This is a genomic window from Hyphomonas sp. TMED31 (genome assembly GCF_002172815.1).
Taxonomy (GTDB): Bacteria; Pseudomonadota; Alphaproteobacteria; order Caulobacterales; family Hyphomonadaceae; genus Hyphomonas; species Hyphomonas atlantica.
This window is the reverse complement of sequence record NZ_NHCK01000090.1, coordinates 1-11,348: the sequence shown is the minus strand read 5'-3', so window position 1 is coordinate 11,348 and position 11,348 is coordinate 1. Positions and strand designations below refer to the sequence as shown.

Annotated in this window: 12 protein-coding genes and 1 pseudogene; 8 read left to right on the top strand and 5 right to left on the bottom strand. The window is 57.4% G+C overall.

The genetic code is table 11. The annotated features are described in order from the left end of the window. The 4 genes from rho to hemE all read right to left on the bottom strand — a co-directional run. Positions 1-1,203, bottom strand: a 1,203-nt coding sequence (gene rho / locus CBB91_RS12915) for a transcription termination factor Rho (RefSeq protein ID WP_345906874.1), incomplete at its 3' end; no start/stop codon positions are given. Positions 1,204-1,355: 152 nt separating this feature from the next. Further along, entirely contained in the window at positions 1,356-1,784 is a 429-nt protein-coding gene (locus CBB91_RS12910; protein WP_273014451.1) for a CopD family protein, read from the bottom strand. Then, positions 1,784-2,866, bottom strand: a complete 1,083-nt coding sequence (gene hemH / locus CBB91_RS12905) for a ferrochelatase (RefSeq protein WP_273014449.1) — start codon at positions 2,864-2,866, stop codon at positions 1,784-1,786. The genes CBB91_RS12910 and hemH overlap by 1 nt, the downstream gene beginning before the upstream one ends. A gap of 4 nt (positions 2,867-2,870) precedes the next feature. Further along, a complete protein-coding gene (hemE, locus tag CBB91_RS12900) occupies positions 2,871-3,902 on the bottom strand; it encodes a uroporphyrinogen decarboxylase (RefSeq protein ID WP_273014446.1) in 1,032 nt (343 codons plus the stop codon). A gap of 349 nt (positions 3,903-4,251) precedes the next feature. On the opposite strand from hemE, the gene CBB91_RS12895 reads away from it, so the two are divergent. The 5 genes and pseudogenes from CBB91_RS12895 to dnaQ form a co-directional block, all read left to right on the top strand. Beyond that, on the top strand, positions 4,252-5,097 hold the full coding sequence (locus CBB91_RS12895) for a pyruvate, water dikinase regulatory protein (protein WP_273014443.1): 846 nt from the start codon (positions 4,252-4,254) through the stop codon (positions 5,095-5,097). Then, on the top strand, positions 5,094-5,690 hold the full coding sequence (locus CBB91_RS12890; RefSeq protein WP_273014441.1) for a Maf family protein: 597 nt from the start codon (positions 5,094-5,096) through the stop codon (positions 5,688-5,690). Before CBB91_RS12895 ends, CBB91_RS12890 begins: the two co-directional genes overlap by 4 nt. After that, complete coding sequence (gene aroE, locus CBB91_RS12885) at positions 5,687-6,502, top strand: shikimate dehydrogenase (RefSeq protein ID WP_273014439.1); 816 nt, start codon at positions 5,687-5,689, stop codon at positions 6,500-6,502. Before CBB91_RS12890 ends, aroE begins: the two co-directional genes overlap by 4 nt. Then, on the top strand, positions 6,499-7,107 hold the full coding sequence (coaE, locus tag CBB91_RS12880; protein ID WP_035549749.1) for a dephospho-CoA kinase: 609 nt from the start codon (positions 6,499-6,501) through the stop codon (positions 7,105-7,107). Before aroE ends, coaE begins: the two co-directional genes overlap by 4 nt. Beyond that, positions 7,104-7,784: pseudogene (gene dnaQ, locus CBB91_RS12875) on the top strand (DNA polymerase III subunit epsilon); the annotation flags it as partial. The gene coaE and the pseudogene dnaQ, both read left to right, overlap by 4 nt. A gap of 27 nt (positions 7,785-7,811) precedes the next feature. Here the strand turns inward: dnaQ and secB are convergent. Beyond that, on the bottom strand, positions 7,812-8,339 hold the full coding sequence (gene secB, locus CBB91_RS12870) for a protein-export chaperone SecB (protein ID WP_345906875.1): 528 nt from the start codon (positions 8,337-8,339) through the stop codon (positions 7,812-7,814). Between the two features lie 131 nt (positions 8,340-8,470). Here secB and CBB91_RS12865 point away from each other — a divergent pair, with 131 nt between their 5' ends. From CBB91_RS12865 to CBB91_RS12855, 3 genes are all read left to right on the top strand, one after another. After that, positions 8,471-9,085, top strand: a complete 615-nt coding sequence (locus CBB91_RS12865; protein WP_273014436.1) for a Tim44/TimA family putative adaptor protein — start codon at positions 8,471-8,473, stop codon at positions 9,083-9,085. A 70-nt stretch (positions 9,086-9,155) separates the two neighbouring features. Next, positions 9,156-10,376 (top strand): MltA domain-containing protein, encoded by a 1,221-nt coding sequence (locus CBB91_RS12860; RefSeq protein ID WP_273014435.1) that lies wholly within the window; start codon positions 9,156-9,158, stop codon positions 10,374-10,376. 9 nt (positions 10,377-10,385) lie between these two features. Beyond that, positions 10,386-10,928, top strand: coding sequence for a Smr/MutS family protein (locus CBB91_RS12855; protein ID WP_035549763.1), 543 nt, complete (start codon positions 10,386-10,388; stop codon positions 10,926-10,928). The last annotated feature ends 420 nt before the right edge of the window (positions 10,929-11,348 follow it).

Genomic DNA, 11,348 nt, shown 5'->3' with positions numbered 1-11,348 from the left:
CATTGGCCCGAGGATGCGGCGAAGAATGTAGATCTTCGACAATTGGTCAGCTGGAGTGATCAATTCCTCTTTCCGCGTACCGGACTTCATGATGTCGATAGCAGGGAAGGTACGTTTGTCGGCAATCTTGCGGTCAAGCACGACTTCAGAGTTACCCGTACCCTTGAATTCTTCGAAGATGACTTCATCCATGCGACTACCGGTATCGATCAGTGCGGTCGCGACAATGGTCAGCGATCCGCCATTTTCGACATTCCGCGCGGCACCGAAGAAACGTTTCGGACGCTGCAGGGCGTTTGCGTCGACACCACCGGTCAGGACCTTGCCAGAGGAAGGCACTGTTGTGTTGTAGGCACGACCGAGACGCGTGATCGAATCCAGAAGGATAACAACGTCCCGCTTGTGCTCAACGAGACGCTTGGCTTTCTCGATCACCATTTCAGCGACCTGAACGTGGCGGGTTGCCGGCTCGTCGAATGTTGACGCAACGACTTCGCCCTTCACGGTGCGGCGCATGTCGGTGACTTCTTCCGGGCGCTCATCGATCAGAAGNACGATCAGATAGCATTCCGGATGATTTTCCTCGATGGCAGACGCGATGTTCTGCAGCAGCACCGTCTTACCCGTCCGTGGCGGCGCAACGATCAGGGCGCGCTGGCCCTTACCAATTGGCGCAACAATATCGATGACGCGGCCNGAACGATCCTTGCGGGTCGGATCCTGGCTTTCCATGCGCAAGCGCTCTTCGGGATANAGCGGTGTAAGGTTGTCGAAGTGGACCTTCTTGTTGGCCTTGTCCGGTTCCTCGAAATTGATGCGGGACACATCGGTCAGCGCGAAGTAGCGCTCATTATCTTGCGGCGCGACGATTGGGCCTTCCACCGTATCGCCGGTGCGAATGTTGCCCTTCTTCAGAACTTCCGGGCTGACATAAATATCGTCAGGTCCTGGCAGATAGTTGGATTCCGGCGAGCGCAGGAAACCGAACCCATCNGTCAGAACTTCGAGCACGCCCTGGCCCGTGATTTCTACTTCACTGTCGGCAAGCTCTTTGAGGATCGCGAACAACATGTCCTGCGTCCGCATGGACGAAGCGTTCTCGATTTCCAGCTCTTCTGCATAGGCAAGCAGTTCCTCGGGCGACTTCGCCTTGAGATCGCTGAGTTTCACGCTGGTGATGTCGTCGAGCATGGAAGATGCCATGAGTGAATTCCGGATAAGGGGCCGCCGTCAGGTATTTCGAAGGCCGGATTTTGTCATTTGGGAGTTCTTCGCCTGCGCAAGGAGAGCGCCGCGGTTTCCGCGCATATGGAGCCAGAAGGCGCGAAACGTCAAGGGTTGCGGTGAATCCCGGCCTAGAACGGGCGGACAATCACCATGACGACAACACCNATCATCAAGATGAAAGGTACTTCGTTGAGCATGCGCANCCGTTTCGCAGTAACTGTGGTGACACCACGATCTATCTTCTTGCCGATCCCGATATAATAGCCGTGCATTCCGGATAGGATCAGGACGAGCAGCAATTTTACATGCATCCACGGCTGACTGAGCAGGCCCTGGTTCATCACCAACATGGTGATACCAAACACCCAGACGAGCACCAGGCTCGGGTTCAGAATAATCTTCCGCAGCTTGTTGGATGCATCCTTCATCGTCTCGAACAANGGTTCTCCAGGCTGGCTTGAGAGCTGGTGGATTTTGTAGCGCGGGTAGATCAATAGCCCGCCCATGAGCGCGATTACGAAAATCACGTGTAGAGCTTTTATCCAGAGATAAGCCATCAGGCGAGTTCCTTGCTTGATGGGTTGACGCGTTGACCAACTTTCGGATGCGGCTGCTTGTGAGGGCAGTTCTTCCAATCGCTGGGACACAACCGAGAATTTGCACAGGACCGTATCNTCTGATCACTNTTGAGAGACGCCAAGACTTCATCCCGCAGCATGGAAANGAACTCTTCATGCACGCCCAAGGCTTCAACGCGCGTGTAACTGGCTGCACCATGCTCTTCGGCTACGAGCCTGTATTCTTCGCCAAGTTCAACCAGTGTTTCGATATGCTCAGATACAAACGCAATCGGCGCAATCAGGATGTTCTTCCCATCTTTCGCGGCCTTTTCGATCTCTTCTTCTGTAGGAGGCCCNATCCATTTGAGCGGCCCAACGCGNGATTGGTAGCAGGGAACCACTTCCCAATCGGCGGGTACACGGGCGGCGACCATCTCGCCCATTGTCTCGCACTGCCACTGATATGGATCGCCATCCTTCACAATCTTCTCGGGCAGACCGTGCGCGGACAGGAGAAGCCGGACATTGTCAGGCTCTCCTGCAGCCTTATGGGCCTGCATGATGCGATCGACATGCGCGGAAATAAGCCCTTCAGCGAAGGGATAGCAACAAATCGTCTTCGCGGGCCCCTTGTATGCCCTGNTCCAGGCCGTGAGCGATGAACCAGTCGTCGTCGTCGAAAATTGCGGATAGAGGGGCAAAAGGATGACTTCATCCGCACCCCAGGCTTTCACCTGCTCCGCGGCTTCTTCCGTAAAAGGGTGCCAGTATCTCATNCCAATGAAGCAACGAACCTGATCATCTGGCAGAGCTTTCTGCAAAGATGTCGTCAGGGCTTCAGCCTGCTTCTCCGTTTCAGGAAGAAGGGGGGATCCACCGCCCGCGTCCATCATCGCGTAATTCTTGATGACAGACGGTGCGCGTGTTGTCGAAATGAGTCGCGCAAGGAACCATCGAACGGGCAGGGGCGCTCCGATGATAGCCGGATCGCGGAACAGGTTTTTAAGGAATGGCCGTACCGTCTTGTCAGAATCCGGTCCGCCCAGATTAAACAGCACAATCGCGATCTTGCGGCCCATTTACCTAACCCTNCCGAATAATTTCCAACACGCGTTCTACATGCGCGATAGGTGTCTCCGGCCGGATGCCATGACCAAGATTGAAAATATGCGGCCGACCTTCGTAGGCAGAGATAAGTTCCCGAACGCGGGCGTCGAGTCTCTCACCGCCTTCAATCAGCAAAAGTGGGTCAAGATGTCCTTGAACCGGAAAGCCTTCAGGCAAGGCATTGTTCACGAATGATGGCACTGCTGCCGTATCGAGACCAACCGCAGTCACGCCAGTTGTCTCCACATATTCCGGNAGCNTCGCCGCGGCGCCGCGCGGAAAGCCGATGATCGGAACATCAATGCCCATCTTNCGAAGACGGGCGACAAGTTTTTNTGTGGGCGCGATAATNACTTCCNGGAAGATATTGTCTGGAAGCCCTTCGGCCCAGCTGTCGAACAGCATGAGAGCATCCGCTCCAGCCTCTACCTGAGCCGCCAAATAATGCGCCGTCGCTTCACTGATCCGCTCCAGTACAGCCGCAAGTTCGTCTGGCTTCCCGTGCGCCCAGCGCCAAGCGAGGGATTTATCCGTCTTGCCACGGCCTTCGATCGCGTACAGCCCGACGGTCCAGGGAGACCCGGCAAACCCGATCAGCGCAGTCCCATCCGGAAGTGAGCTCTTCACTCGCGAAACTGTTTCGTAAACTGGCGACAAACGGTCAGCAGCTTGNTGGGGGGGCACTTTGTCCAGATCATTCGCTGACTCGATCTGCTGAACAATTGGGCCAATACCTTTCTCGAACTTCACGCCGAGACCCATTGTATCAAGGATCAACAGGATGTCTGCGAACAGGATGGCTCCGTCCATACCGTATCGACGTATGGGCTGGAGTGTGGCTTCAGCCGCCATCGACGGCGTGTAGCAGAAATCGAGGAAATTCTTCGCTCGCGCTCTCAACTCGAGATATTCGGGAAGGTGGCGTCCCGCTTGTCTCATCATCCATACCGGAGGCGTTGGGACCGTCTGTCCCTCAAGTACCTGAATCAGCTTAGGCTTGGCGCTCATGCCTCAGGCCCCTTCCATCCCAAAATCAAAACAAAGCCCGACAGGGCGCTTATAACTATTAGACCGTGTAATTCGTGGAGAAAGGCCACACACAGGAATTGTCCAGCTAAATCCACAGGCGAGTCACAGGGTGTCGCACCCCGGTAAGGTTTCGTTAACTGTCGATNNNACCGNGGTTAACGNNNGGTTAACACCCCNGNTGGAGTCACAGGNGCGAACGAAAGGGGATTCTNNCGGAGTCGAATTCGCNGGCCTGTGACTCGATTGTGAATCCNTTTGGGGAAGATNNNNTATCCACAGAGGANTCACAGGTCTTGTGTGTTNNGCNAACCTCGGCAANANAGNNGNCATGAACAAGCCACNCGCCCGCCTNAGCATNTACTTCAATGTNCACNTGGTNTCNGACAGTACNGGNGAAACGTTGAATGCCATCCAGCGCGCTGCTTGCGCGCAGTTCCAGAATGTCCAACCGCTGGAGCACAATTATTATCTCGTCCGATCCGAGCGTCAGCTTGAGCGCGTAATGCGAGAGATTGAAGCGGCGCCGGGAGTCGTCTGGTACACGATCTCCGATGAAAACCTCCGATCCAAGCTGGAAGCCTTCTGCCGAGAGCGCGGCGTGTCCACACTTCCGGTTCTGGATGCCTCTGTTGCCATGCTGGGCCGGCATCTGGGCGTCTCCGCAAACCGGGTCGTTGCAGGGCAGCATGCGCTGGACGATGATTATTTCGACCGGATGGAAGCCATCAATTTCACGCTGGCGCACGATGATGGCCAGAATGTCGATGGTCTTCGCAATGCCGACGTGATCTTGCTCGGCGTCAGTCGAACGTCGAAAACGCCCACCAGCGTTTACCTGGCAAACCGCAAGGTAAAAGCCGGCAACATTCCCCTGGTGCCCGGCGTGCCGCTTCCTGCCTTTGTGGAAGAACTCGGCCCGAGAGGACCTTTGATCGTGGGATTGAAAATCAGTGCCGAGCGACTTGTGCAGATCAGGCGACAAAGACTAATCTCACTTCAGGAAGATGAGCACACAATATATGCGGACGAAGCCGCCGTGCGGGATGAAGTGACTCAGGCGAACCGTTTGTTCCAACGCAACAGGTGGAAAACGATTGATGTGTCGCGTCGGTCTGTTGAGGAAACCGCTGCGGCCATTCTGAACCTGTTGAATGAGCGGAACGCACAATCATGAGCCATCGCATAGTCCTGGCCTCTGGCAGCCAGAGTCGCCGTGCCGTGCTGGCTGCGGCTGGCGTAGAGGCTGAAACGATCAAGCCGAATGTCGATGAAGATGCCGCCAAGACCTCCTTTCGGGCAAGCGACATGAAAGTTCGCGACCAGGCAATGCAACTCGCNGANCTNAAATCNGTGAANATCTCCATGCGNGAGCANGGACTTGTCATCGGGTGCGACCAGATGCTGTCATTGGACGGTGAGCCCTTCGACAAGCCTATCGATTTGGATGATGCTCGCAATCATCTGAAGAAACTTTCGGGTAAGTCGCATATTCTGGAAACCGCGATTGTCATCAGCGAGAATGGCAAGCCTGTCTGGCGTNATCTCGCNCGNCCGAAATTGACAGTCCGCAAGCTGAGCGATGAGTTNATCGACACNTATGTCGACACGATTGGTGATCCTTTGCTGTCTACTGTCGGAGCCTATCAGCTTGAGGGGCTTGGCGCGCAANTGTTTACGCGGATAGACGGAGATTATTTCACCATTCTCGGTCTGCCACTTTTGCCATTGCTGGATTATCTGCGCACACGCGGAGTGTTGATGTCATGACGAAACTTTATGGTGTTGTCGGCGATCCGATCAGTCATTCCCTGTCTCCTGTCATTCACAATGCGTGGATCCGCGAGCACGGAATTGATGCAAGCTATGAAGCCATGCACATTCCGAAGGGGGCCTTTGCTGAAGGTCTTGAGACGCTTGAGGATCGCAAGGCTCTTGGCTTGAATGTCACCTCTCCCCACAAGGAAGATGCAATAGAGCTCGCTGAAGGAACGAGTGATGTTGCCCGGCGAATTGGCGCGGCAAATACCCTGATCCGTTTGAAAACGGGCGGCTGGCTGGCAGAGAATACGGATGCGCCGGGATTTACCGAAGCGCTCAATCGAGCCTCCATTGAAATTGCGGGTCAGAATGTCTGTCTGCTCGGAGCAGGGGGCGCCGCGCGCGCGGTGGCACTGGCACTGTCTGATATGCGGGCCACGCTGACGATCTGTAATCGGACTGAGTCCCGTGCGGAAGAACTGGTAAAGCATTTGAACATTGAGGCGGATATCAGAAGCCTTGATCATGCTGACGCCGAAATGGCGAAGGCGGATGTTGTTGTGAACACGCTCAGCCTGGGCCAGACCGGGCAATCGCTTGAACTTCCTGAAGGAAAGATGCGGACCTTCTATGATATTTCCTACGGCAAGCCGGCAAAAGCGATGCTGGGCAAAGCGGAAGATTCGGGCTGGAAAACGCTGGATGGGTTGAGCATGCTGGTTGCGCAGGCGGCTTTCAGTTTTGAAATGTGGTTCGGTATTCTGCCGGATATGGACTCTTCATTAGCCCGGTGCCGGAAGCTGGTGGAGGCAACCGAATGATCATCCTTGGTCTGACAGGCTCCATAGGCATGGGAAAATCTGCGACCGCAGGATTGTTCCGGGATGAAGGCGTTCCGGTTTATGACGCGGACGCCGCGGTACACGCACTTTATGCAAAGGGCGGCGCCGCAGTAGAACCGGTCGAGGCCGCCTTTCCGGGGGTAACGGTTGACGGAGCGATTGACCGTATGGCCCTTCGGGAACGTGTGCTGGATGATGCAGACGCCATGCGAAGGCTGGAAGGTATCGTGCATCCACTTGCCGGCGATGCCCAGAAGCACTTTCGAGACCAGGCCCGCGATGAGGGCGCACCCTTTGTGGTCCTGGACATTCCCTTGCTTTATGAAGCGGGTGGTTATGCCTATTGCGACTATGTTGCGGTGGTTACTGCGCCTGCTGAAGTCCAGCGCGAACGGGTTCTCTCGCGTCCGGGCATGGACGAAGACACCTTTACCTCCATCCTTGGTCGGCAGATGCCGGATGCAGAAAAGCGGGCGAGGGCTGACTTTGTAATCTCTACCGCGCATGGATTCGAGTATGCTGCGGATTGCGTCCGCGCGATTGTCGCGTTGATGGGGCGAAAGGTTGAAGAGGCAAATTCATGAGCGAAGACATCCGCGAGATTGCATTCGATACCGAGACCACGGGCCTTCATCATCTGGAAGGAGACCGGGTGATCGAACTCGGCGCAGTGGAGATGATAAACCACATCCCTACCGGTCGGACATTCCAGACCTTTATCAACCCCAAGAGATCCGTCTCTGAAGACACAATCCGGATTACTGGCATAACGGATGATCATCTGAAGGACGCGCCGTTTTTTGAAGACCCTGCCGTTGTTGATGCGTTCCTCGAGTTCGTCGGCGACGCCATTCTGGTTGCCCATAATGCGGGGTTTGACCGGAACTTCCTGAACATGGAGCTGGAGAAATGCGGCCGGGCGCCGATTCCAGACGATCGCTGGATCGATACTGCCATGATGGCGCGAAAGAAGTACCCCGGCGCGCCTGCCAATCTGGATGCCTTGTGTCGCCGCTTCGATATCTCACTTGAAAGCCGGACATTCCACGGCGCTTTGCTGGATAGTCAGCTGCTTGCGGCCGTCTATCTCGAACTGCTTGGTGGCCGGGCCCATTCTTTCTCGTTCGAATCNGAAGAAGAGAGCAANCGGTCACAACGCACGCGGTCAGCGCGACAGCGGCCAGAACCCCTTCCGTCGCTCGTGACGGATGAAGAACGCGCCGCCCATGCAGCTTTCATTGAAAGCCTGGGNGAAGACGCAATCTGGAAAAAAGTCAGCTNATCAGGTTCAGGCCTGGCCAGTTTCGCCGTTCGGNGCGGCCGGAGCGGCAGGTGCNTTTCCGCCGGNCGCTGCTGCGCGCTGGTATTGCGACTGGTACAGTTGAACAAAATCGACCGGATCAATCAGCAGGGGCGGGAAGCCGCCTTCGCGCGTGATTTCAGCGATGATGCGGCGCGCGAACGGGAAGAGAAGGCGCGGGCATTCGATCAGCAGCATTGGCTCCATCTGGCCCTGCTGCGCATTCTGGATCTGGAACAGACCGGCATAATCAAGCTCGCAGATGAACAGGACAGACTGTTCNGCGGTNGCNTTGGCAGAGAGTTTCAACGACACTTCGTAGAGGCCGTTTCCGTCCGCGTGAGGGGTCGCGCCGACATCAATTCCAAGATCAATGTTTGGCTGGGACTGGACCGGGCCAACGCCTGGATTTTCGAAAGACAGGTCCTTGATGTATTGACCGAGGACGCGCATGGCTGGCCCTTGAGGCGGGTTGCCCTGTGGTTGAGGGTTTTGCGGTGCGCTGGCATCTGTCATGCTTATACTCCCTGAAACTCAAGCCGCGCGCCTAGCATGCGGCCCGTTAACGCGCAACGTATCACTGGCATGATGCGTTGGTTCGCTCTATCTATGTTACTACTCAATGCGTTGGAGGTCTTTGCGCGTACATGTTTGATCCTGTGATCGAGGTTGTCATTCTTGCAGCCATTGCCCTGTTTGTCCTGTTCCGTCTCTACACGGTGCTGGGTCGGGGTGAGGACAATTCTCCTGTGCAACGTACTGAGCCTAGCGCCAAGCCGCGTCCGGCGGATAGCAACGTGCATGAACTGCCTCAGTCCAGCAGGGAGAATGATCGTCCGATCTTTACCGGCCCCGCTGCAGGTGGGCTCGAAGACATTTACAATGCCGACAACAGTTTCAACGTCCCGACCTTCATGCGGGGGGCCAAGGCAGCCTATTCGATGATCGTGACCGCCTTTGCGGAAGGCGACCGCGACACGTTGCGGCCTTTGCTGGACGATGATGTGTATGAAGCGTGGGATCAGGCGATCGCAGAACGGGACGTCACCGGCGCTTCTGCCTTCGAATTGCTGCGTATCAAGCGCGCAGAGATCGAAAGCGCCGAAATGGATGGTGACATGGCCCGCATCTGGGTGCGCTATGAGGCTGAACTGGGTGATGGCGAAGTCACCCGCACCGCCAAAGAGCTCTGGGCCTATATGCGGAATGTGACCGCAAACGATCCGAACTGGATCCTGGATGATGTGGAAGAGGCCAAATAGGACCTCTCCCACAACAAAGCGCCTATCAGGGGCGTGACACTGCCCGTCATTCCATTCCATAAACGGCGTCATGTTTCGACGTTTCCTCCTGCTTGCCAGCGCGTGTGTTCTGGCCGCGTGCCAGTCTGCGCCGCCACCCGCCCCTGCACCGCGACCGGCACCGACCCGTCCGGTTGAACAGGCGCCCCTGCCACCTGCTGCCATTGAACGCCCAGCCAGCTTCAGGGAGCTGCCGAATTGGGAGACGGCCCCAATTGAATTGCCGCTCAGCGCCTTCAAGCGGTCTTGCGTCAAGCTGAAGGACCGTTCCGCCGGTGATTATCTCGCCAGTGTTGCGCCGTGGGCAGGATATGTCGCTGAATGGCTGCCCGCCTGCAATCTGGTGGACGATGCCGTGGACGATGAAAGCGCCCGGCAGATCCTGGAATCCCTTTTCACGCCGGTCGAGATCATTGATCCGGCGGGCAAGAGCCGCTTCACCGGCTATTTCGAGCCGCTGTATGAAGCGCGCTACACGCCCACGCCGCCGTTCACAGAGCCCGTGCCAGCNNTGCCNNCNGACCTTGTGCCGAATGGCGCAAGCCCGAAACAGCGCCTGCGCAATGGCGGGACNCGGCCCTATCCGGCGCGCGCGGACATCACGACCAATGGCGTATCGGCNATTGCCTATGCNCACCCCGCAGATGTGTTCTTCCTGCAGATTCAGGGATCTGGCCGGCTGAGATTCCCGGACGGGCGCACTGTGCGCGCGGCNTATGCNGCGCATAATGGCCATCCGTTCAAATCCACCGCCAACTGGCTGATGGAAACGGGCCGGATCACTCCGGGCGAAGCCAGCATGCAGGGCATCCGCGCCTGGATGGACCGGGCCGGGCCAATCGAGACGCGGCTGGCGATGAACCANAACCCGCGCTTTGTGTTCTTCCGNGCCCTGCCGGAAGGGGACCCGAACCTNGGTCCGGAAGGGGCCCAGGGTGTCCCGCTGACGCCGCTATCCTCAATGGCGGTCGATACNGACATTCANCCGCTGGGTGTGCCGATGTATGTGCAGACCACAGCGCCCGGACTTGGCGGAGACTGGGCCGGCATGCTGATCGCGCAGGATACGGGCGGCGCGATCAAGGGCGCGGTGCGCGGGGACCTCTATTTCGGCACTGGCGTTGAGGCTGGCGAGCGCGCGGGCACAATGAATGCGCCGGGGCGGCTTTGGGTATTCCTGCCAAAAGGCGTGGCCGAGCGGCTTGAGCAGACTGACATCGCGGCGCTTGGGTTCCAGGCCGGGTCGCCCTAGATAGCGGCCATGACGAAACGCGGCCTGACCCCGGAAGAATCCCGTGCCTGGGCGCGTGTGGCGAAAACGATCAAGCCGATCGGACCGGCGCAGGACAGTCTGGAAGATTTTGAGCGTGCTCTGGAGGCGGGTGAGCCGGTATCCCCGAACCGACCGCGAAAATCATCCGCCAGCGGCCTGATTGCTGCGGCGGGCCGGGCGACCGAAACGCCCAAGCAGTCCGCCCGCGCGGCTGACCGAAAGGGTGAAAAGCGCGTACGCCGCGGCCGACTGGAGCTGGCAGGCAAGATTGACCTGCACGGCCATACTCAGGCTTCAGCCGAAGCGATGCTGCACACATTCCTGAAACGCAGTCGGGCCGAAGGCGCGCGCTGCGTTCTGGTGATTACAGGTAAAGGACGCGGGGGCGAGGGGGTGCTTCGCCGGAATTTTCTGGACTGGGTTCAGGGGCCTGAGGCCAGTCATCTTGTGTCTGGCTATTCAGAGGCTCATGCGCGTCATGGAGGCTCTGGTGCATTCTATCTTTTTCTTCGTCGGTCATCTTCGCCCTGAGTTCCTCCGCCATCGCCTCCAGCCTGCGCATGTCTTCTGCATACGCCTCGGCCAGAAGATCCGGATGCAGAGACTGCATGACACTTAGCGGCGTGTAGAGATTGTTGAGCGGGTCTTCCTCGAACGTGTCGACGTCCGCGTGCAGATAGGGATAGTTCTTCGTGATGCGCCGCAAATATTTCACCACGGTGCGAAAACTCTGCAAGTGATAGGTGCGCTGGAATTTCACGCGGAACGTGTTGCGGTGGCGGGCTTTGCGTCGGGGCATGATGAAGTCTCCTCTCAGCGCCCAAAGCCGGACTGGCGCACGCCATCCGGGTATCTCGTGTTCCCGGCCCCTCACGGAACCGACAGCGCGGCGGGCGCCGTGGCGCTCCGCCTGATGATTTGTAGATGGCTACGGAATGGAGCGTTACCGCC